This is a genomic window from Motilimonas sp. E26 (assembly GCF_021278025.1).
Classification (GTDB): Bacteria; Pseudomonadota; Gammaproteobacteria; order Enterobacterales; family CBDFNC01; genus Motilimonas.
Genome location: NZ_JAIBHJ010000005.1, coordinates 143415 through 166312 on the forward strand (window position 1 = coordinate 143415; position 22898 = coordinate 166312).

Genomic DNA, 22898 nt, shown 5'->3' on the forward strand with positions numbered 1-22898 from the left:
AAATAAGGATAATGTATGGCTGGTAAACCAACATCCTCGTTTCTGGAAATGAGCAAAGGCGCAGACCCTTTATTTATCCAGGCCGAACATTTAGCGAAAGACTTCTCCCTGTTTCCTGACGACAGCTTGCCTTCTGTTGTAGCCCAACTAGACGGGCTTATTGCTGACGATAAAATTCAGTCGAATCTAAAAGCCATCAAAAAATTGGATGTTGATGCCTACATTGCCCGTACAGTGCAGCCAGCTGAAGACAACAAGCGCCCAAGTGCGAAAGATGTTATCTCTGGCTTCAACGGTAAAATCATCAGTGAAACCAGCAAGGGCCCATTTTACTGTGCTGAAATGGACTTAGACTTTGGTGGTTACACACGCCGCGTCGGTTTAATTGCACAAGAGCGTAGCACTAATAACGGCGCTTGGATGCCAGAGCATCACAAAGCTGCTAGCAAAGCCATTCGTAAATACTCAGAAATGGCACTGCCCATTGTTTACTTAATTGACACACCGGGAGCCGATGCTGGCGAAGCCGCGAATGCTGGCAATCAAGCCCACAGCATTTCGCAAATGATTGCAGAAAGTGCCAATGTCGATGTACCAACTGTGGGTATTATTATCGGTGTTGGTTACTCAGGTGGCGCAATCCCACTGGCAACAGCTAACATTCTATTATCGGTTCGCGATGGTATCTTCAATACTATTCAACCAAAAGGCTTACAAAGCATTGCGCGTAAATACAACCTATCTTGGCAAGAGTGTGCCAAATTCGTTGGTGTGTCTCCGGAAGAGCTTTACACCAATGGTTGTATTGATGGCATCATCGACTTCTCACCGGTTGATGAAGATGAACGTCAGCGTAACTTGCAAAAAGCCATTGTTTCATCAATCAACTCGATTGAAAGTGCTTCCATTGAGTTTGTTCGCAAATACCCTGATATTCTCGAACATTACCACCGCAGTTTAACGCGTTACTTAAACCCGTCGAAGCACCTACAAGCAGTTGAAGATGCATCTTCATTCCATTTAGCGAAAAACCCAACGGTACATAACAATGCCTTTGGTTTAGCTTACCGCTACATGCGTTACCTTACTTTACGCTCGCGTATTCATTCGATCCCTGAAGATCAATATGGCCGTTTATCTAAACTAGAAGTGCCAGAAGGGGATTTAAAAGCGCGAATTAAAGAAGACCAAAAACGCGTTTTCGCATCTTGGTTAGACGCGCCAGATAACATTAAATACGATGACCAACTTAGCAAAGACTGGAAAAATTTCATCGCTAAGCGCGAAGAGATTGGCACAGAGCGTAACGTACTAACTAAGCTAATCCTTGGTGAACCAAAAGAAAACTTTGAAAAAGCCAAACAAGCCTTACTGTTTAACTTAAGCTTGTCGCTGTACAACCGTTGGAAATCAAGTGCAACAAATAACTTCCGTGCGCTAATTCGCTATTTGCAAGATGATAAAGCGAACCCTATCACCAAAGGCTGGCCTGATCTTAATGAGCTGACTGTCGTTGATGTTATTGTGCATAAAGAGTTACGTGAAGACTTCATCCAAGAATGTCGCAACATTTTGATCTTCAACCAACTTTACGATATCACCATCGGTAACTTAGCCAGCATTGCGAAAGAAGCGATGGATAACCAAGCGCTATCGCGTACCGCTGTATCTAAACTAATGAACGAATCATTAGAAGCTGCGCTAGAAAAAGTGGGTAAAGGCGATCCGGTTGAACAAAAAGCCGCATTTAATCACTGGTTGAAGTTCTTCCTTGCGCAGTCACACCGTGGCGATCTATTGTCAAAAGTAGAGCAGTGGAAAAGCATTGGTTTCCCACAGCTAAACGACAGTTTATTTGTAATTCTCACTTACTTCTTCGAACGTCTATTGCCTGAGTACTATCAGACTGAAACAGACAAAGCGAGTTACAAAGGTGCTATTAACCCAATGCGTATCGGTCGTCGTAAAGACTTCTGGAACCGCTTAACCATGGGTTACCAAGACTTGTTAATTCAAGGCCTGTTGCGCGATGAAAAACGTAAAAATAACAAAAACTACGATCAAATCATCGCCAAGTTCTTTACCAACTTTAAAGAGATTAACGGCAACCAAATCACAGCAAACATGTTGGATTTCCCAGGTTTTCGTCTATCGGTAGAAGATGCTCTCGATAAAGGCATTAAGCCTTGTGGTTTAGTGACCGGTTTTGCAGACTTCCAACTAAGCGAAGGCAAAAACCAGCGCGTTGGTATCGCCGTATCAAACACCGCCTTCCAAGCCGGCGCCTTTGACATGGCAAGTGCCGAGAAATTCTGTGCTCTACTTGTAGAATGTGCTAAGCAACACCTGCCAGTCATTGCATTTATCAGTTCAGGCGGGATGCAAACCAAAGAAGGTGCGGCCGCACTATTCTCAATGGCAGTCGTAAACGATCGTATCACGCGTTTTGTGCGCGATAACGAGTTACCTATCGTCATGTTTGGTTATGGTGACTGTACTGGTGGAGCACAAGCTAGCTTTGTAACTCATCCATTAGCACAAACTTACTACTTGTCTGGCACTAACATGCCATTTGCTGGTCAAATGGTAGTGCCAGCGTACTTGCCATCAACGGCAACCCTATCGAACTACTTGTCTGTGACACCAGGCTCAATGGCTGGCTTGGTTAAAAACCCATTCTCAGACGATTTGGACCATAAACTACGTGATATTGACGTGGCCATGCCAATGCCGACCAATACCATAGAAGAAGTGGTCAACCGTGCTCTTTCTGGCTTTGTACCACAACCGGATGCTGAGCTTAATGAAGTGAAGCAAATCGATCCTGTTGAGTTAATGAAACCAGTCAAACGCACCTTGATCCATGCTCGTGGCTGTACCGCAGTAAAACTAATTCGCAAAGCACAAGAAAACAACATTGATGTGGTCTTAGTTGCTTCAGATCCAGACATGACCTCTGTACCAGCTGATATGCTACGCCCGAACGACCGCTTAGTTTGTTTAGGGGGTAACACGTCTGATGAAAGTTACTTAAACGGTTACTCGGTATTGCGTGTGGCAGAGCATGAACAAGTTGACTCATTGCACCCTGGTATCGGCTTCCTATCTGAGAGTCCACAATTTGCCAGCATGTGTGTGAATCACGGCATCAACTTTATTGGTCCAAGTACACAAAGCATGTCAACCATGGGTAACAAGTCAAACGCAATTAAAACCGCGCAAGACAATAATGTACCTGTGGTGCCAGGCTCACACGGTATTCTAAGTAGCGCCGAGCAAGCTGAAGACATCGCTGAGAAAATTGGTTACCCAGTACTATTAAAAGCCGTTAATGGCGGTGGTGGTAAAGGTATCCAAGTCGTGACTCAAGCAGAAGATATGTACGAGCTATACCATCAAATTACCGCAGAAGCACGTGCGGCATTTGGTAACGGCGACTTGTACCTAGAGAAATACGTGACTTCACTACGCCACATCGAAGTCCAGTTACTGCGCGATAAATTTGGTAACACCCGTGTTCTCGGCTTGCGTGATTGTTCGGTACAACGCAACAACCAGAAAGTGGTGGAAGAGTCAGCCTCAACCATGCTGCCAAAAGATCTGGAAGATCGCGTCTACAAATACACCGCTGCGATTGCAGATGCGGTAAATTACTTTGGCGCGGGCACCGTTGAGTTTATCTACGACTTAGACGCAAACGATGTCTACTTCATGGAAATGAATACTCGTCTACAGGTAGAGCACCCTGTCACTGAAGCGACTTCAGGTGTTGATATTGTATCCGCCCAATACCAAATCGCATCGGGCGAAAGCATTGAAGACATGAAACCAGTACCAAATGGTTATGCTATCGAAGTACGTGTTACCGCAGAAAAAGCGGCAATGGACTCAAACGGTATCATGCAACTAGTGCCTAACCCAGGCCTAGTGACTGAATGCGTATTACCTGAGCGCGATGATGTTGAAATCATGGCAATGATCGCAGAAGGCAAAGAAGTATCGCCTTATTACGACAGCTTGATCGCACAAATTATCATCAAGGGTAAAGATCGCGAAGACACGGTTGAGAAGCTATACGCTTATCTTGATTCAGTGGTGATCAAAGGGATTGCAACAAACATCCCACTACTTAAACGCATCTTGAAAGATGAAACCTTCCGTCAAGGCGTTTACGATACCAACTACTTACCTAAGTTAATGGCTGAGCTAGATCAAGATGCCTTAATCGCTGAAATGGAAGCGGCGGCAATTGTTGCTGGTGCTTCAACCGCCGATTCAATTAAGGTAGAAGGCTCAGACGAGCTGAAAGTAATAGCACAAAGTGCGGGTATCTTCTATACCGCTTCATCACCAAGCGAGCCTGATTTTGTTAAAGAGGGTGATCTCGTGAGTGTGAATCAAACCCTAGGTTTGATGGAAGCGATGAAGATGTTCTCGAAAGTCACTTTGGCTGGCTTTAACCGTAAAGATGCAGTGATTTATCCTGCTGATCAAAAATACCGCATAGAGCGTATTATGAACACCAGTGGTCAGCAAGTATCGACGGGTGATCTACTGTATATCGTCAAGCCAGTTAAGTAATTAACTCGGTATCGAAAATAAAAAGCACAGCTTCGGCTGTGCTTTTTTATGTTTACTGATGAATGCGCTCAGGTCAAAGCGATTACTTAAGCAGCCCATCGTCTATGGCACCTTGCAATTTCTCCTCAAGCACTTGCCATAAGGGTTCACTGCCTTTGGCAATGCGACTATTGACTTTAAACACTTGTTCCTTGGTTACCTTGTTGTCTCTCCAGCTATGACCCTCGCCGTGTAAGTTATGTAATAGCGGCGGCACGCGATCGATGGCTTTGGCAAACTTTGCATCATTACTTTCACCAGCCTCAAATTCACGCCAGAGTTCGATATATTGTTCACCTTGGCCTTCAGGCAGTAACGCCATCATGCGCCTTATACCCGCTAGCTCTAAGGCTTTATTTTCAGGTGTTTCACTGGCATAAATAATAGTATCGCCAGCATCAATTTCACCTAAATCATGGATTAGCAGCATTTTAATCACGCGGTCTATATTCACAGGCTCATTAGCATATTGTTGTAGCATCAGAGCCGATAAACACACATGCCAGCTATGCTCGGCCGAGTTTTCATATCGCGTCAGTCCTACAGGCTTGGTTTTACGATGCACATTTTTGAGCTTCTCAATTTCCATTATAAAACTTAATACTTGTTCAATTTGCTGAATCATCTACACCCCTGAATATATTTTAACCACCCGAACACAGCCGCTAAACAGTAGCATCGCCATGATAACATATGGAAAAATCGCATAACTCTAGATAAATAAAAGGGAATTTATCTCGTTTAATAAAATTATATTTGTTTACTTTAGGTTTAACTGTGCTATTGTCGCACTCGGCCTGTCAGACAGTCCTTTGTTTATATGTAACATCGTAATTTTATGCTTTAGAAACCTTCGCTCCATCTGTATTACAGTTAGTGTCATGAAGTCTTTCCTTTCATACTTTTCGCAACACATAAATAATTATTCTCTGGCTACTACAACGCATTTTATGCAAATTATTTTTTAAAAGTTAGGAGACATCATGTCTAACACTACTGGTATCGTTAAATGGTTCAACGAAGATAAAGGTTTCGGATTTATCACTCAAGATAACGGCGGCGCTGACGTATTCGTACATTTTCGCGCAATCGCTTCTGAAGGTTTCAAAACTTTAGCTGAAGGTCAAAAAGTTTCTTTTGACCTAGAGCAAGGTCAAAAAGGCCCTCAAGCTGCTAACGTAATTGGTCTTTAATTAGAACTTTACTTAGTAAAAATGCTGGTTTCGGCCAGCATTATTTTACCCAACACTTTTTATTGCTTTCATTTATACCTCCGAACACTTCTTACCTTCGTCCTCCGTTGTATCTAAGTCTTCCGTCGATAAACGCTCAATAATCCCCTACACGCTACACATTTATTTTGGATAACACTATGGCTAGAACTACTGGCAGAAAACGTTTTTGGTTTTATCAATCGCACAGCGATGCAACAAAATCGCAATCTAACACGCCCACGAAACAAACTGCATAATTAGCAATGGGTGGCATTAACAACAACTAGTGCCACTTATATTCCTATATCTCTCGTTTAAAATTCCAACACCATTAGCCCTAGGCTGACTAGACTTGTAACAACGCTGTTTTTTTTGTTGTGCAAGGATGCTTAATGAAGCCGACTCTCAATTCCGCTGACGCTCAATTAAAAACGCCACTTTGGCCGCTGGTTCAATACCAGATCCTGCACTTACTACCACTGTTTGCCGCTTTCATTGCTTTGCTGTTTTTTCTGCCTTATCTCCCTGTAGGAAAAAACCTCAACGAGCTCATTGCACAATCTAATATTATCGGCTTAAGTTTCGCGATAGTTGCCACCCTTTACTTAGTGTTTGTGTTTCCGATTAGCTTATTACGCGCTTCAATCTCGATTGCGTCCTTGCTCGGCTACTTACTGATCAGTCATTGCTTACTCTGGTTAATCTTAAGCAGCCAAGTAGCAGCTGAAAGCTTATTTGATATTCTTGGTAACCCCATTTATCAGTGGCCGTGGGAAACCGAGTTAATGATGCGGTTTTTTGCTTGGCTTTGGCTTATTCAGCTAAGTTGGTTATTGGCCACATTAAACAACCCATTAAAATGGCTTTGGCTGGCCCTTTGTCCTTTTATTTACAGCTTTAGTTACTTAGTTATTATTACCTTTGCCGCTACCGACAACATTACCGAACTATTACAATCACCTTTTGGCCTGATTGGTATCACCGCGGCACTATTTATACTCTTTTTCACTGCAGATTTACTTAGCCATCCTAATCGCTTAGGCCGACGCATCTTGGTTTATTTTATTGCTTGGTTATTTAGCTTTGGTTTAATCTGGCTCAGCACCGCAAGTCAAGTAGAAAAGTACGGCAGTCAATACTCCGCTTTAAGCTTTATGCTGGGCTTTGATCGCCAACAACAGGTTTCAATGGCACTTATTACCCTATTATCATTGCTTCCTTACATAGTGCTAATGATGGGTCTGATACAATTGCGCAAACTCAGTGTGCAAAGTATCTCACTCACACCTAAATCCTCTGCATCAGCGTCATCACACTCGTTACACATTAGTGCATGGCCATTAACTTTATACGCCATTCTAATCACTTACGGCACCTTATACCCTTTTAGCCAGTGGCAGAGCATCCCCTTACCAAACTTGTTGTCAGTGCTTAGCAGCCAACCAGCAGGGCTAAGCAGTACCGATATTTTAGTAAACAGCATCATCTATTTACCTTTTGGTTTTATGCTGCATCAACACTTTTATGGCGCCGTGATTAAGCGCCATTTATGGGTGCTGCTCTGGGCATTTTTGCTCAGCTATAGCTTGGAATATTTACAATATTTTTTACCTGAACGAAATACTTCCCAGCTGGATTTATTACTCAACACCTTAGGTGGCGGGCTAGGCAGTTTAATCGCCGCTCGCTACCATCCAGACAGCAACTACTTAGAAAAAATAAACCGCCTGTATCAGCATTATATAGTTGATAGACCGAGTAGTTTGTTAGGTATGCTAAGTCTAGTTTGTATACTCATTGGCTACTTTAGCCCACTGCAACCAAACCTCAGCCCGTTCGGTGTATGGCAAAGTATTAAGCCCTTGTTCGCGCCTCACTTATACGACTTTAGCGCTTTCAAACTGGTGAGTTTTTTCCTACAACACCTGATTATGGGGTTATTACTACGGGCTATTTTATTAGCGCCAAAACGCTGGTTAGCTTGGTTTACCCCCTTAGCCCTAACCTTATTGCACCCCTTTATCTTGTATCACTGGTTGAGTTTGGATTTAGTACTCGGCAGCATCAGTGCCAGCCTCATTCTGCTGTTTGCTTGCCAACAACAGCAAACCAGTCAACGGCAATATTCCGTCATAGCAGGGATAGTATTAGCTTGGTTACTCATCAAGGCGCTAATGCCCAGTACAGGTGAGATACAAGAATTTAACTGGGTACCTTTCTTTTATCAATTACAAAACTTAGCCTTTGCCACCACTATGTTCAACGTGGTGTGGCCAGTATTTGCATTGGCTTTTTGTGCCATGCAACGCCATGCAAATTGGTTTGTTAAGCGAGAACTGATTTGTGCCATTGCGATAGCGTTACTTTTTATTGCCTTAGAGGCTCTGCAAGTCGGTCAGCCGGGTCGCTATCCCGATATTACCGATGCGATTATCGCCACTATAAGCTGGATCTTTATTGTTCATTTTTGGCGCAATCGTTATGTTGCCTTAACTCAAAACCAACAGGAAGCTCACGTTCCTTATTGGCCCATCGCCGTATTTTCTTTGTGCTTACTGTTAGTTGGCGCCATGTTAAGCATTCATCAATTCAGCCAAATAACAACGCCAGCTCAAGCCGCACCCAATAGCTATCAATTTGACGTTAACAAATTTAATTCACTGCGCCCTAGACTACCTTCACCTAATGTTGAAGAAATAGTGGCGTTGAAAAATGATGGCCAATACTTACGCTCCCTAGCAAGGCTTAGCCAGCGAGGTAAGTTAGAAAGCCAAGTACAGCTCGCTTATTTCACCCCAGAATCAGTGGATTTAGCGCAGCTGCATCAAAGCTTAATGGCACTTAAATTTAGTGGCCGCGGCAATGTACAAGTAAAACCCCTCGCCCTTGCTTATGACTGGCTTTATACCCGTTGGAGTCAGCAACAACTAATTGAGTTAAGGGCTAAGTTACTGGAAGGTTGTCAATTTACCCAAAATTATATTGTCACCGAACAACTCTCTCCCTATAACGTATATTTGTATAACAGCCCATTGCAAGCCCTTATGGCCTGCGCTATTGCTGGCTATCAAGAATCACCAGAGTTTGATGCGGTGATGAATTTTACGGCTTACACTTGGCTAGAGCAGGTATTGCCAGTTTGGCGTCAGGTTATGGGGCAACATGGCGGCTGGCATGAAGGTGCCGAATATGTCGGAATAGGCATTGGCCAAGCCATCTATCAATTACCTGCAATGTGGCGCAAAGCAACTGGTGACAATTTTTTCAACGACCCCAGCATCCGAGGCTTTGCCGATTTTCTACTGTATCGTATTCGGCCAGATGATAGTCAGATTCGCTGGGGTGATGGCCGCTTTTTCAACCGAGGCATACCCGATCAACTAGCCTTAGCACTTGAGCTTAACCACCAAGCTAGCTTAGATAGGATCAGTCATCGCGACCTAGCTCCTACCTCATGGCCTTGGGGACCGTTGGCTGGAGAGATGATCCCCGCCGCTCAACCCGCGCCACTGCCTTGGGCTAAATGGTTTGACGGTATTGGGCATTTAATCGCGCGTAGCAGTGACGATGATCAAGCCACCATGGTCAATTTTCGTGCAGGTGATAACTACTGGTCACACCAACATTTAGATCAAGGCAGCTTCACCCTATACAAAGGTAGCCCTCTTGCTATCGACAGTGGCTTCTACGGCCCCGGCTATGGCGCTGATCACCATTTAAACTACAGCTATCAAACCATTGCCCATAACACCCTGACTATCACCGATCCCAAAGACAACCAGCCGATGCCCGCAAAAAACTCAGGCCAAGCCGAACGTGAAATAGCCAATGATGGTGGGCAAAGGCGTATTGGCTCTGGCTGGGGCAGCGCCGCGCCAGTTAGCCTAGCGCAATGGCAGCAACAAAGAGATACTTATCATACTGCTAAGGTGCTAGAGCAAGTCCAAACCAATGATTTTGTATTAGTCTACGCAGATCTGACCCCTGCCTATACCAATCTAGCGTCCGGCCGAGGCGAATTTTCGGCCCGAACGCGTCGAGTAGAGTCCATCAAGCGGCTGTTTATTTATGATAAATTTTTAGACAGTGCCATTGTGTACGATCTGGTGCTAGCCACTCACAGCGCATTTACCAAACGCTGGTTACTCCATACCAGCCAAGTTCCTCGCCAACAAGAAAATGGTGACTGGTTAGTACAAAATTATCCCCAATATGAACGCCAGCAAGAGGCTAACTTATGGGTATCACCCTTGCTACCACAAAAATCATACGTGCTTACCTTAGGCGGCCCAGAATTTGACTTTTATGTCGACGGAAAAAACTACGATGAAGCAGGAAAGATCAACACTATCATCAACCAACAACGCCAACCAAAACCCGAGCCGGGTCAATGGCGATTAGAGATAATCCCTGAAAAGCAGCAACTTAACGATGAATTTTTGGTAGTTCTCAAGCCCGAGCTAGCCAATCGAACCAATATAACAAAGCACACTTTTTTCACCGAGCAGGGACGCCATCAGCTCGCCCTCTCGCGACTCAATTACCAGCTCAGTTTAATCATTACACCGACACAAATAGAGCTCAAACAGCGACAGGCGCAACAGGTGAAAACTTGGCACATAAAGAAATAGCGATCTAGCGGCCGCCATGAAAGCTAGCAATGATCTGGAGCTGTTTACCTTGGTGGTTGAACTTGTTTGCGTCACCTCGCGCAAGGATCAGCAACAAAAAGTCACTTATTCCTTACCACCTAAAGTATGAAAATAAACAGATTTACCCTAACAAATTTATTTTTGACTACACTTAAAAAACGTTCAATTTGGCAGGAAAACGCGCATGGATGCAATGGTTGGCATTTCAGGGTCCCCCAAGATTCGGGTTAACCAAGCACGGCAATTAACCCTGATTGATAGGCCCAACCTAAGCCTTGCCACCCAGCAACCTGAATTAAGCTTTACTTCAAACCAACTTGGTTTTTACTGCTTAATAGGCCACCCAAAGTGGCTGCAAACGGCATTAACCCAGCCAAGCGCACAGCAACAATTCAGCCATCAGTTTATACAGTCACCGCAACAGGCGCTCAATCAACTTAACGGGCGCTTTGCTTTAGTTTATAGCGATACCAAGCAATCTATTGTCGCCAGCGATCCATTCGCTAGCCAGTGTATTTATTACACCCAAGTAGAGCAGCAACTTATATTCGCCACCAGTATGAATATGCTCTTACTGCAATTACAGCAAGCCCCTGCTATTGATCACCAAGCCATATTTAATTACCTCTACTTTCATATGATCCCTAGCCCGCAAACGATCTTCAAAGGGATTTACAAGCTAAAACCTGGTGAAATGCTGCGCTTTAGGGATGGCCAACTCACACACCAACAATATTTTGTCCCGCAATTCAGCGAAGACAAAAAGCAAAGTCAGCAGGAATTGCAACAAGCGTTATTCACCACCTTACAAGAGGCCGTACAACGCCAGCTACCTGAGTCTGCCGAGCAAGTAGGTAGCTTTTTAAGTGGCGGTTTAGACAGCTCGACCATTACCGGCTTACTCAACCAAATAAAAGCCAATAGCCCAAGCTTTTCGATTGGCTTTCATGTCGAAAAATACAATGAACTACCTTGGGCTGAGCTATGTGCGAAGCATTTTTCTAGCCCTATGCAGCAATTAAAAATCGAGGCCGATGAAACCGCCGACGTGATCGACAAGATCACCGCATGGCAAGATGAGCCATTTGGTAATTCCTCTGTCGTGCCCACCTATTTTTGTGCCCGCCTAGCTAAGCAGCATGGCATGAACACCCTATTAGCAGGTGATGGCGGCGATGAGCTGTTTGCCGGAAATGCCCGCTATGCCAAGCAGCAAATTTTTGAAATTTATCAACAACTACCAACGGCTATACAAAAAAACGTATGCGACCCGTTACTGCAATCTTCTACTTTAAAGCAATGGCGCTTAGGGCAAAAAATACAAAGCTATCTCAACCAAGCCAAAATAAAGCTACCGACGCGATTAGAAAGCTACAACTTTATACATCGCCTTGGCCCAGAGCATTTTTTCACCCCTGAATTCTTAGCACAAGTGGATGTAGAGCAGCCCGAACAACAGAACCAAACTTGGTTTGATATACCAGAGCCTGCCAGCCAACTTAACCGAATGCTCTGGCTCGATTGGAAACATACCTTAGCCGATAATGACTTACGTAAAGTGAGTAGCATGTGCCAACTGGCAAACATAGACGTTCGCTTCCCGATGTTAGACCGTGAAGTAGTCGATCTTAGCTGTCGCATCCCCAGTCAGTGGAAGTTACCCTTTGGAAAGCTGCGTCATTTCTACAAGCAAAGCTTTAGAACCTTTCTGCCTCATGAGCTGCAAAAGAAACCTAAACATGGCTTTGGCTTACCCTTTGGTATTTGGACCAAAGAAAACCAAGCACTGCAAGATTTAGCCAGCACCGGTATCAATACGCTTTCTGGCCTTAATATTTTTTCGCCTCAGCTACTCAGCCAAGTTCAACAACTGCATCAACAGGAGCATGCTGAATACTATGGCGAGCTAATTTGGATCCTGATGATGCTGGGGTTGTGGCTAAAAGCACACCAACAGCTGAAACTAAAAACCAACAAGGAAGCTGCTGCATGATATTGCTTTCATTGGAAATTATATTTTTATGGCTAATAGTGGGTAACCTAATTTTATTACTTAGCTACCGCCACTCCCTGAGACAGTTTTGGTTAGAGCCCATGATTAAGCAGCCCATTATTATCTTTGAAAGTGACGATTGGGGGCCGGGCCCAATCGAGCACGCTCAAACACTGCATAAGATCCAGCAGCTACTCAGTGAATTTAGAGACTATCGAGGCCATTGCGCTCATATGACCATAGGCACCGTCTTATCCATTCCGGATGCTGAGAAAATTCAGCAGAGTCAGTACCAAGAGTATGCTGGCCTCGACTTATGTCTGCCGCAATTTTCCGATATTCTCAGTAGCCTAAAACAAGGTCAGCAAGCGGGTGTATTTTCATTGCAATTACATGGTCGCGAGCATTATTGGCCAAGTAAGCTACTCTCGGGAATACAGAAAAATAATGAATTAAAAGAATGGCTTGAACATGATAGCGCCTACACCGAAAAACTGCCATCGCCACTACAAAGTCGCTGGAACCCAGCGCTAAACATTGCTGACATTGCGGTAGCGGTAAAGCAAGAGGTAGACTTATTTAAACGTTGTTTTGGTTTTGCCCCTGAAGTTGTAGTGCCACCGACTTTCGTCTGGAGCGAAGAGGTGGAAATCAGTTGGCGCAGTCATGGTATTCATACCATCATCACACCCGGACAGCGCTTTATCAAACGAACTGATAGCCATTTTAGTTCTGACAAAAAACGCATCGTTAATCATCAAACTTCTGCCACAGGGCAAACATACTTAGTAAGAAACCAATATTTTGAGCCCGAATTTGGTCACCAATGGCAAGAAGCGCTAGACAAAGTGTGTAACAGCATTGGATTGGCACGTCCCTGCCTATTTGAAACCCATCGATTTAATTTTGTTAATTCACCAGAGGGCAGCCAAAACAGCTTGAGCCAAATACGAAACCTATTGGAGCAAGCCATTAAAACATGGCCAGATTGTTGCTTCCTATCAAGTCTCGAGTTAGTACGTTTGCCACAACATGATCCCGATAAACTTCTGATCCATAACTGGCGCCATCGCTTACAGTGCTGGCGAAATCGCGCTTTTACGCTCCCAAAGTTTCGCCACCTTGCTACTTTAACTGGGCTGAACTTTATCTGCTGGCTCATCATACAGATGAAACCAATAGCCGATTTTAACTTGTGGCAACACCAAAACCAGAAAACGAGACCAAACTAAAAAAAGTAATAAAATCATTAGTAGACACAAGGACGCGGACACCATGGCCAGCAACATCTTGCACAAGCTCACCAGCGCAGACTACCTGCATAAAAACCTGACAGCATTAAAGCAGGAGCTTAAAGGTCAATGGTGGCAAATCACTCAACCCAACACTCCTGACCCAATTTTCATCATAGGTTGCTCACGTAGTGGCACTACGGTCACCTTTGAAACACTAGGCGAATCAAATGAAGTGGTCTCATTAGGCTATGAAACCCCACAACTATGGCATAAGCTACACGGACCTCAGCATAATCAATGGCATTCCGAAGCCGCCACTGCAGAAGACGCCCAACCCGCTCATAGAAATGCTTATTTTAAACACTATTACCAACGACTTAGCCACGGCCAAATTTTAGATAAAACCTGTATCAACATTTTGCGCTTACCCTATCTTTATCAGCTATTTCCCAATGCCAAATTTGTATTTTTATACCGTAACGGGCGTGACAATATCAGCTCATTAATGGATGGATGGCGTAACCACAACCACTTTGGTCTCAACCAATTTCTTGGTGCAAGCCCTGAGCCAGTCAACATCGAGCATGGCGAATTCAATCAGTGGCACTTTTTTTTACCACCACAATGGCGTGACTACAATCAAAGTAGCCTTGCCGAAGTGTGTGCAATGCAATGGCTCAGTGCCAACAATTTAGCATTAGAAGCAAAGCAGCTCATTCCCCCTCAGCAATGGGTTGAGCTGCAGTATGAGCAATTTATTGCACAACCCGTGGCACAGATAAATCGCGTTTGCCAGCAACTTGAGTTGAATTTCAACCCGCAGATACAACGCCACTGTGAACAACTATCATCAAGGCCCACCAGCATGGTTTCAGGTAAGCCCGAGCCAGAGAAATGGAAAAAACGTAACTACGACGCGATAGTGTCCATCCAAGATACCATTGCCCCACTAATGCAGAAGCTTGGCTATGAGTAACCCCTTTGATAACCTCGCCCCGACCAAAAAATCATCAGAGACAGTCAAGACTGTCACTGACGCCCAATACCAACCTAAGTTTTCAGTGATAGTGCCGTTTTATAATGCAGCCGAAACCTTAGCCAAAGCGATCCATTCTATCTTGCAGCAAAGCTGGCCTGCTTATGAAATTATTCTGGTGGATGATGGGTCGACTGATGACAGCGCCGAGATCGCCAAAGCATTTACATCACACCAGGTACATTACTACTACCAAGAAAATCAAGGCGTTTCCGCAGCTCGAAATTTTGGCGTGGCGAAATCTGGGGGAGATTGGCTGTGTTTTTTAGATGCCGACGATTGGTATTACCCTGACCGTCTTCAATTACACGGTGAATGGCTCCAGCAACAACCTAGCATAGATATCCTAACGGGGGATTTTGAATACTGGGTTGATGGCGACAATGCCATTAAGCGATCTTTAGCACAAACCCCAGCTGGCCAATATTTATTGGGCAAGTACCCAAGTCAAACTCAGCTAACTTTTGACGAACACGCCCTGACCCTTTTTGTCGGTAAGCATTTCGGTGATACCCACACTCTCAGTGTGCGTAAAACCTTATTTTTACAAAGTGGTGGTTACCCCACTGAGTTCAAGGTATGTGAAGATGTTAGCCTGCTGATCCGCCTTTGCCAGCACAGCCACAATATTGGCGCTGTGACCCAACCCCTAGCGGCATATTATGTACACCCAAGTAGTGCAACTCGCACCAATCCTCTATTTGCCCAGCAACAAACACTGGCCGCCTACAAAAAATTAATTCAAGAGCCCTTCAAACCCGCTATCCATGCTGGAGTAAAAATTGCGTTGCGTTCAGCCTATTTAGACTTGGCTTATTGCCAACTCAATCAAGGTCTTCGCTGGGCTGCACTGAAAGATATTGTCCGAGGCTATTGCCATCACGAAGTCACATTGCGTGATTTGCTATCTGTTACTAAATCGGCAATAGGGAGCTGAGCATGACAAGAAAAAAAGGCATTCTAGTGTTAAGTGAATTGTTTTTACCGACCAAGGGCGGAACCGCCGTCTGGTTTGACCAAGTTTATCGGCGCTTAGGCGGTAAAGAGCATCACATCATTACCGCAGATGTGGCAGGGGCTGCGCAACATGATAGTACTCACCCCAACACAGTGCATCGCATCAGCCTCACTCGAGTAAGCTGGCTAAAACCAGAGTCACTTTGGATGTACTTGAACCTATTGTTCCACAGCTGCTGGGTTTGCATACACTATCGCAGTCGAGCCATACACGCTGGCCGCGTACTACCCGAAGGCGCAATCGCCTTACTCTGCAGTAAAGTCTTTCGCATTCCATGTGTCATTTATGCTCATGGCGAAGAGATCACAACCTGGCGACAAAAAAACAAATTTAAAGCCATGGTCTACGTTTATCAACACTGCGACACCATTATTGCCAACAGTGAATTTACTCGCGAAGAGCTATTAAAACTTGGCATCGCCAAAGAAAAAATCACCTTGATCCATCCAGGAGTTGATACCAGCACCTTCAAACCTAAGTTGCCTTGCCAAGATTTAAAGCAGCAAATTGGCTTACAACCGAAAGAGCAGTTATTACTCTCTGTTGGTCGGCTCAGTCGGCGTAAAGGCTTTGATAATGTGATTCGCGCCTTACCATTACTCCGTGAACAAGGCATCAATGTACGTTATGCCATAATAGGAATCGGCGAAGACGAGGCTTATCTCAAACAGCTTGCCGACGAATTAAAAGTGAGAGAGCAAGTTAGTTTTCTTGGCCATGTCAACGTTGACGATCTACCACGTTGGTATAATGCCTGTGACATTTTCGTTATGCCTAATCGAGAAATTAATGGTGATACCGAAGGCTTTGGCATGGTCTTTATAGAAGCCGCGGCCTGCGGTAAAACGTCTTTGTCAGGTATTGTCGGCGGCCCGCCGAACGCCGTGTTACATGAAAAAACCGGCCTAAATGTTGATGGCGAGGATATTGCCGCATTAAGCCAAGCCCTGATCCGCTTACTTCAAGACCATCAATCTTTCGCCAGTCACGCCTATCAACGAGTACTAGATGAACTAAGCTGGGAAAAGGTAGCGCAGCAAACCCAACAACTTGAAGGGGTATAAAATGAAATGGCTTTGGTGTTTATTAGTTTTCTCTTGCTCCGCACTGGCGGCGGTAAAAAGCATCTCTCCCGACGCGAATGAACTGGCGTCCCTGCCAGGCTATTGCAAAGCCAAGATTGGACTACAGTCCGATCACCCTACCACCTTGTATTGGAAAAATGTCATTGGCAAAGATTTTGTACACATACATCATCATTGCTTTGCCTTGGCCGACTTAAATCGCTTTTATACCAGCCCCCATGCTGGCGAGCGCCAAGACTATCTCAATCGGGCAAAAAACAATATTGATTACATGATGGAGCACGCTGGTAAACAGTACCCACTTTGGTACGACACTTATTTACTCAATGCTAAAATCGCACACTTCGATAAACGCCATGACGACGCCTTAAAGTCATTACAGCATGCCCTAACATACAAACCGAAAGACATAAGAGCACAGTTGCTCGAAGTGGATATTTATACTGAAATTGGGGAGTTCACTTTAGCGCAAGCTAAATTAGATGAAGTAAAACAACTCGCTCCTAAACTTCGCACGATCAAGCCACGACAAGATCGAATTCAAGCTTTACAAACCGAGCAGCCCCATGCCACTAACGCACAGTAAATGGCAAGCTAAAGTGCACGCTTATTTCTTGATAGTGTTGGCTTAACTAATGAGTTCTTCAAGTACTCTACGCAAAAGCGCATCTTGGGTTGCCCTAGGGAATTTAAGCTGCCGCGTGATTGAGTTTGGTTTTTCCATTGCTCTGGCTCGTATTTTATTACCCGAACACTTTGGCCAAGTCGTCACAGTACAAATATTTACTGGCTTCGCCTCCTTGCTGGTCGGAGGTGGATTAGGTCAAGCTCTCGTACGTCAGCACCAGATAACAGAGGATGACAGGCGCACCGTTTTTACGATACAACTGCTAACAGGTTTAGGATTTTTTACTGCTTTTACCGCTGTCAGCCCAAGCTTTGCTGATTTTTTTAAACAAGATATTTACCTCAGTCTGATGCCGCTCGCGGCCGCCACCTTCATCGCTCGACCTTGGGTCAATATTCAAGGTGTACTGCTACAACGTGATTATCAGTATCACCACATTACCCGAATTAAAATCATCACTTTAATCGCCAGTTCAACCATTAGCTTGGTACTGGCTTTGGTCTACCGCAATCCCCACAGCTTAATCATTGGCGGTTTGGTCAGTAGCTTAATCTCATTTCCATTGCTCACCCGCTGCAGTCACTGGATACCAAGACTTGGTTTGAAGCGCGCTTCGGTCAACAAGTTAGCCAACTTTGGCGCTACTTTTACCGGCAACAATTTACTGTTTTACGTTCGGAATCAAATCCCTCGTTTTCTGGTTGGCAGCTTGTTAGGCCCTAGCTCTCTAGGCTTGATGAACAAAGCCGATAGCTTAGCCGAAACCCCTTTGATGGTATTTGTGAATGCTTTAGCACAACCTAACTTTCGCCGCATGTCGGAACTCCGGGATCAACCCCAAGCCTATCAAGATCTCTTTATCAAAGTTTGTAGTGTGTTATTGCTTTATATTGGCCCCATCTACATTAGCCTTGCACTCCTGTCTAAGCCGTTTATCTCTCTCGTCTTTGGTGAAAACTGGGCAATATCAGGCGAGCTACTGGGCATCCTTGCTTGGAGTGGCTTTATCCGCTTAATGATAAACCCTGCCAGTACCGTGCTTTCTAGCAAAGCAAAACTGCTAAAAGACATGAGAATAAATATAGAGATTATTATTTTACTGGGTATTTATTGTATTGCGTTTTGGCAAAGAGATCTCAGCAGCTTGTGTTATGCATTAGTTGCTGCCAGTGCTTATAACTTAGTGAGAGCACAAAGCTATGCCCTGCCTTTAGTAAATTTATCGCTGCAACAGTGGTTACGCCAACTGAGTGGTGTTTTTGTTTTTTTACTCGGCTATTTGGGCCTTTCTCTTCTACTCTTAAAAGGGATGAATATGGCTAACATGGATGTCAACACGCCCTCTGGCTTTATCCTTTGTTTAGTCTGCTCACCATTATTGGCACTAATTTTGTTTTTTACTCTGCCTTCTACTGCAATTGCTGCAGAACGAAGCAGATTTTTGATGGCAGCAAAACTCGCCATTAAAAAATATAAAACGAAATTCGCCATTGGCTGCAACATGAAAGGATAGCCGGATGATTAACCCACTATTTGCCGCTAATCTTTTAGATCGCCCACGTAAGATAGTGCTGATGTATCACAGCGTGCCAACACTATCGCAGCAAGCCACCCAATACGACAGCACACTCGCCCAATTTAAGCAGCATCTCGCTTTATTAGCTCAGCTAAATAGCCAAGTTGTCACCCTTAATACGTTAATGACAACCCGAGATAGCCAAGGCCTGCAAATTGCGATTACCTTTGATGATGGCTACCTTGATAATTTAACCAATGCGTTACCGGCACTCACTGAGTATCAATTTCCGGCTACCTTATTTATGGTCACTCGTGCCGCGCCTGCTGTGAGTCAATGGAGCCCGAATCCTAAGCCATTGCTCTCGCCCCAACAATTGCAAAAGCTTGATGAACAAGGTTGGGAAATTGGTGGCCACACTTGCCACCATCTTGATTTAACTCGCCTTTCAGCTTCGCAGTCGCAACAACAAATAAACAACTGTAAAGATGATTTGGAGCAGCAGCTAGGCAAAGCCGTTAATAGTTTTGCTTACCCCTTTGGCCGCTATCAACAGCATCATGAGGAACAACTGGCTGCGGCTGGATTTGAGTACGCTTGCACCACGCGTGCAGGCGCTGTGCAACCCCATACTCAACCACTGACGATCCCTCGTATCACCGTTTTCGCCAATGATTGCGCCCCTACGTTGCTACGTAAGCTGACATTTATAAGTAATAAAATGAGCTGGTTTGACGTCGCGGGTTACTATGCCTCGCGCATTTTAAAAACCAAGGTGGCCTCATGATAGTGTCGGTGATCATGCCTGTGTTCAATGCCGAAAAAACCTTAATTGAAAGCGTCAATTCAGTGTTGGCGCAAAGCTTAACCGATTTCGAATTAATCTTGATTAACGACGGCTCAACCGATAGCAGCCCAACGATCGCACAGCAATTAATGACCCAAGAGCCTCGAATTCTACTGTTGACTCAAACCAATCAGGGGGCACCAAGTGCACGTAATTACGGCATTAGCCAAGCAAAAGGGCAATACCTGTGCTTTCTAGATGCAGATGATCGCTGGCGTAATGACTTTTTACAAAAGATGAGCCAAGCGCTCGAAAGGGAGCAACAAGATTTTGCTTATTGTGGCTGGCAAAACGTGGGCACCCAACAAGGCGAACCTTTTGTACCGCCCGATTACCAAGCCATGCCAGATAAAAAATTAAAGCTTATCCAAAGCACTCGTTGGCCAATCCATGGCGTGATGGTTAATCGCGAGCTGGTAATTGAAAATGGTATGTTTAACACTCACTATCGAACCTGTGAAGACTTTGCGCTATGGCTACGTCTAACTCTTAATCGCGACATCGTCAGAGTGCCTGAAGTACTCGCTTATTACGTTCACCATTCACATGGCCAACAAACCGATAATCGAGCGCAAATCTTACTCGATCATTTTCAGATCCAACAAGATTACTTCAAGCAACATCCCGAACTTGTCAATGAACTGGGCCAAGGGCTATTAACCCAGCTCAGTGAGGGCCACTTATATACACAAGCCATGACAGCCTATTGGCAAGGTGACTTAAATGCTGCCCGCCAAGTATTTCGTCAATTGATGAAACGACGCTACGGCAAAATAAAACAATGGCTTTATATGTTACCTAGCTGGCTACCTATTCGACTGCATCAGCAGCTACTGGCTTTAAAACGAGGGCATTAATATGACGGCATCAGTCACACTGGCTTTTTGTACCTACAATCGCGCTTGGCGGCTGCCCAAATTACTTGCCTCTATTAGAGCGCAAACCTGTAGCGTCCCCTTTGATATTTTAGCCGTCAATAACAACAGCCAGGACAACACCTTAGAAGTTCTCAGTGAATTACAAAATTTACCGGGTGCAGAGCTCAAAGTGGTAACCGAAACCCAGCAGGGCATAACCTTCGCTCGTAACCGTGCGATTAAAGAATGCTTAAATAAAGGCGTGATGATATTCATTGATGATGACGAGCTGCCCTTACCAGGATTAATTGAGGCCGCCAGCAAATCGATTTACCAAGATGGCTTTAATATTGTGGGCGGAAAAGTCATATTGGAGCTTGATTGCCCCAGACCCAAATGGCTGACTGATATGTATTTACCTTTCTTAGCGGCGGTAGATTATGGCGAAGAAGCATTTGTAATAACAGATACAACATCTGCACTGTGGACAGCTAACATTGCTTATGACATGTCCCTATTTCGCGACCATGCAAACTTAAGATTCGATCCCAGATTCAATCGTATCGGCAGTGATATTGGCGGCGGTGAAGACATGCAGTTATTTAAGCAATGCCTAGCATTACCCAATATTAGAATACGCTATGAGCCTCAAATGCAAGTGCAACATCATATTGAAGCTTGGCGCGTAAAGCGCCTATATTTCCTAAAATTACATTATCGCTGTGGCTATAAACAAGCCAAGTTCAACCAAGCTGAGTATCAAGGCAAGACCTTGTTTGGCATTCCCGGCTTCTTATTTATTCAAGTACTTAAACAGAGTTGGCATAGTTTGATTATACAATTAAAAGGCCAACCTGAAGCATTGCGGCAATGGATGAACGCCTGCCATACCTTAGGCATGCTTAAAGGCTACCGAGCCAAAAATAGCAGCTGAAATGACAATAATTGGCGCTCAAAAAGATCGTACAAAATACAGCAGGAGCTAATATGAAAGCCATTTTGCACATCGGTACTGAAAAAACGGGCACCACTTCTCTACAGCATTTTTTCAGCAACAACCGACAAGTGTTAAGCCAACAAGGCATACTGTATGCACGCTCTCCTGGTGATGAAAACCACCTAAAGTTGTACACCTATGCCCTTGATGATGACAAACAGGACGATGCTTACATTTATCGCGGATTACAAGAACTAAGCAAGCGCCAACAATGGCGCGCAACCTTTCAACATGAACTTAAACAAGAGATAAAACACGCTGCGCAACAAGGTATTCATACGGTTATTTTTTCTAACGAACACTGCCATTCAAGACTCACTCGCGAGAATGAAATTCAACGCCTAAAAGAGTTACTCGAACCACTCTTTTCAGAAATCGCTGTTAGCGTTTACCTTCGGCGTCAAGATCAACTTGCTGTTAGTTTATATAGTACTAAGCTCAAATATAACGAACCGAGACAAAACTATTTTTGCCCTGAAGATCCACAAGATGCCTTTTTTAATTACGCATTGTTGCTAGAAAAATGGTCCAAAGTATTTGGCTATGCCCACATAGAGCCCGCTATTTTTTGCCCGACTAAATTAGCCAAGGGCGATCTTATCTATGATTTTTGCCAGCGTTATGAAATAGATTTTCAATTGTGCCAGCAAACCCTAATGCAAAACGAATCCCTCGACGCCAAAGGACAACATTTTTTACAACAGTTCAATCAGTTCTTGCCTATGTATGTAAACAACCAATTAAACCCCGACCGCTTTGGGATACTAGAAGCAATGGAAGCCCTTTTTAGTGGCCCAGCCGCACTGCCACCTCGTGCTGAAGCAAAAGCCTATTATCAACAGTTTGCAGCATCCAATGCTCATGTTGCCGACACTTGGTTTGGCGGACATACCATGTTTACACTCGATTTTGCACGCTACCCTGAGCAAGCCCCTCAGGTGCACTTATCGGAGTCCGAGCTGATCGCCATTGCAGCCCAGTTATGGCTGCAACAAAAAAGTCAGCGCCAACAAGCTGAATCGAATTTACTCACACAATTAAAAGAAAGCAGCAATGACCAAGTCCGCTATCAAAAATTAGCCGAATATTTTGCCCCTAGCCATCACGACTTAGGGAAATTTTTAATGGACTGCGCCCTCGATAAACGCTCATTAACCGATAAAATAAGCCAAAAGATAAAGCGGGCATAAAATACATTTT

Annotated in this window: 15 protein-coding genes; 14 read left to right on the forward strand and 1 reads right to left on the reverse strand. The window is 44.5% G+C overall.

The features are described 5' to 3' along the window. Positions 1 to 15: 15 nt before the first annotated feature. Complete coding sequence (locus K1M91_RS06465; RefSeq protein WP_232800753.1) at positions 16 to 4581, forward strand: biotin carboxylase N-terminal domain-containing protein; 4566 nt, start codon at positions 16 to 18, stop codon at positions 4579 to 4581. Between the two features lie 82 nt (positions 4582 to 4663). Here the strand turns inward: K1M91_RS06465 and K1M91_RS06470 are convergent, their stop codons facing one another. Continuing rightward, positions 4664 to 5245, reverse strand: a complete 582-nt coding sequence (locus K1M91_RS06470; RefSeq protein WP_232800756.1) for an HD domain-containing protein — start codon at positions 5243 to 5245, stop codon at positions 4664 to 4666. A gap of 358 nt (positions 5246 to 5603) precedes the next feature. On the opposite strand from K1M91_RS06470, the gene K1M91_RS06475 reads away from it, so the two are divergent. The 13 genes from K1M91_RS06475 (at position 5604) to K1M91_RS06535 (ending at position 22888) form a co-directional block, all read left to right on the forward strand. Continuing rightward, a complete protein-coding gene (locus K1M91_RS06475; RefSeq protein ID WP_232800758.1) occupies positions 5604 to 5813 on the forward strand; it encodes a cold-shock protein in 210 nt (69 codons plus the stop codon). A gap of 413 nt (positions 5814 to 6226) precedes the next feature. Next, entirely contained in the window at positions 6227 to 10465 is a 4239-nt protein-coding gene (locus tag K1M91_RS06480; protein ID WP_232800760.1) for a VanZ family protein, read from the forward strand. A gap of 205 nt (positions 10466 to 10670) precedes the next feature. Then, positions 10671 to 12479, forward strand: coding sequence for an asparagine synthase-related protein (locus K1M91_RS06485; protein ID WP_232800762.1), 1809 nt, complete (start codon positions 10671 to 10673; stop codon positions 12477 to 12479). After that, entirely contained in the window at positions 12476 to 13711 is a 1236-nt protein-coding gene (locus tag K1M91_RS06490; protein WP_232800764.1) for a hypothetical protein, read from the forward strand. Before K1M91_RS06485 ends, K1M91_RS06490 begins: the two co-directional genes overlap by 4 nt. A 43-nt stretch (positions 13712 to 13754) precedes the next feature. Beyond that, positions 13755 to 14690 carry a sulfotransferase gene (locus K1M91_RS06495; RefSeq protein ID WP_232800766.1) on the forward strand — a complete coding sequence of 312 codons (936 nt, stop codon included), beginning with the start codon at positions 13755 to 13757 and terminating at the stop codon, positions 14688 to 14690. Beyond that, positions 14683 to 15687, forward strand: a complete 1005-nt coding sequence (locus K1M91_RS06500; protein ID WP_232800768.1) for a glycosyltransferase — start codon at positions 14683 to 14685, stop codon at positions 15685 to 15687. Before K1M91_RS06495 ends, K1M91_RS06500 begins: the two co-directional genes overlap by 8 nt. 2 nt (positions 15688 to 15689) lie before the next feature. After that, entirely contained in the window at positions 15690 to 16832 is a 1143-nt protein-coding gene (locus K1M91_RS06505; RefSeq protein WP_232800770.1) for a glycosyltransferase family 4 protein, read from the forward strand. Position 16833: 1 nt separating this feature from the next. Next, positions 16834 to 17439 carry a hypothetical protein gene (locus K1M91_RS06510; protein WP_232800772.1) on the forward strand — a complete coding sequence of 202 codons (606 nt, stop codon included), beginning with the start codon at positions 16834 to 16836 and terminating at the stop codon, positions 17437 to 17439. A gap of 49 nt (positions 17440 to 17488) precedes the next feature. Next, a complete protein-coding gene (locus K1M91_RS06515; protein ID WP_232800774.1) occupies positions 17489 to 18994 on the forward strand; it encodes a lipopolysaccharide biosynthesis protein in 1506 nt (501 codons plus the stop codon). Positions 18995 to 18998: 4 nt separating this feature from the next. After that, positions 18999 to 19784 carry a polysaccharide deacetylase family protein gene (locus K1M91_RS06520; RefSeq protein WP_232800776.1) on the forward strand — a complete coding sequence of 262 codons (786 nt, stop codon included), beginning with the start codon at positions 18999 to 19001 and terminating at the stop codon, positions 19782 to 19784. Further along, positions 19781 to 20701, forward strand: a complete 921-nt coding sequence (locus K1M91_RS06525) for a glycosyltransferase family 2 protein (protein WP_232800778.1) — start codon at positions 19781 to 19783, stop codon at positions 20699 to 20701. Before K1M91_RS06520 ends, K1M91_RS06525 begins: the two co-directional genes overlap by 4 nt. 1 nt (position 20702) lies before the next feature. Further along, a complete protein-coding gene (locus K1M91_RS06530; protein WP_232800780.1) occupies positions 20703 to 21635 on the forward strand; it encodes a glycosyltransferase in 933 nt (310 codons plus the stop codon). 53 nt (positions 21636 to 21688) lie between these two features. Further along, the gene (locus tag K1M91_RS06535) at positions 21689 to 22888 is read left to right on the forward strand and encodes a hypothetical protein (RefSeq protein WP_232800782.1); all 1200 of its coding nucleotides are present in this window, start codon (positions 21689 to 21691) and stop codon (positions 22886 to 22888) included. The last annotated feature ends 10 nt before the right edge of the window (positions 22889 to 22898 follow it).

Coding starts and splice junctions, on each gene's coding strand:
- K1M91_RS06515 (WP_232800774.1), top strand. CDS start 17,489: ATGAGTTCTTCAAGTACTCTACGCAAAAGCGCATCTTGGGTTGCCCTA.
- K1M91_RS06465 (WP_232800753.1), top strand. CDS start 16: ATGGCTGGTAAACCAACATCCTCGTTTCTGGAAATGAGCAAAGGCGCA.
- K1M91_RS06490 (WP_232800764.1), top strand. CDS start 12,476: ATGATATTGCTTTCATTGGAAATTATATTTTTATGGCTAATAGTGGGT.
- K1M91_RS06520 (WP_232800776.1), top strand. CDS start 18,999: ATGATTAACCCACTATTTGCCGCTAATCTTTTAGATCGCCCACGTAAG.
- K1M91_RS06505 (WP_232800770.1), top strand. CDS start 15,690: ATGACAAGAAAAAAAGGCATTCTAGTGTTAAGTGAATTGTTTTTACCG.
- K1M91_RS06510 (WP_232800772.1), top strand. CDS start 16,834: ATGAAATGGCTTTGGTGTTTATTAGTTTTCTCTTGCTCCGCACTGGCG.
- K1M91_RS06495 (WP_232800766.1), top strand. CDS start 13,755: ATGGCCAGCAACATCTTGCACAAGCTCACCAGCGCAGACTACCTGCAT.
- K1M91_RS06485 (WP_232800762.1), top strand. CDS start 10,671: ATGGATGCAATGGTTGGCATTTCAGGGTCCCCCAAGATTCGGGTTAAC.
- K1M91_RS06525 (WP_232800778.1), top strand. CDS start 19,781: ATGATAGTGTCGGTGATCATGCCTGTGTTCAATGCCGAAAAAACCTTA.
- K1M91_RS06480 (WP_232800760.1), top strand. CDS start 6,227: ATGAAGCCGACTCTCAATTCCGCTGACGCTCAATTAAAAACGCCACTT.
- K1M91_RS06475 (WP_232800758.1), top strand. CDS start 5,604: ATGTCTAACACTACTGGTATCGTTAAATGGTTCAACGAAGATAAAGGT.
- K1M91_RS06470 (WP_232800756.1), bottom strand. CDS start 5,245: ATGATTCAGCAAATTGAACAAGTATTAAGTTTTATAATGGAAATTGAG.
- K1M91_RS06530 (WP_232800780.1), top strand. CDS start 20,703: ATGACGGCATCAGTCACACTGGCTTTTTGTACCTACAATCGCGCTTGG.
- K1M91_RS06500 (WP_232800768.1), top strand. CDS start 14,683: ATGAGTAACCCCTTTGATAACCTCGCCCCGACCAAAAAATCATCAGAG.
- K1M91_RS06535 (WP_232800782.1), top strand. CDS start 21,689: ATGAAAGCCATTTTGCACATCGGTACTGAAAAAACGGGCACCACTTCT.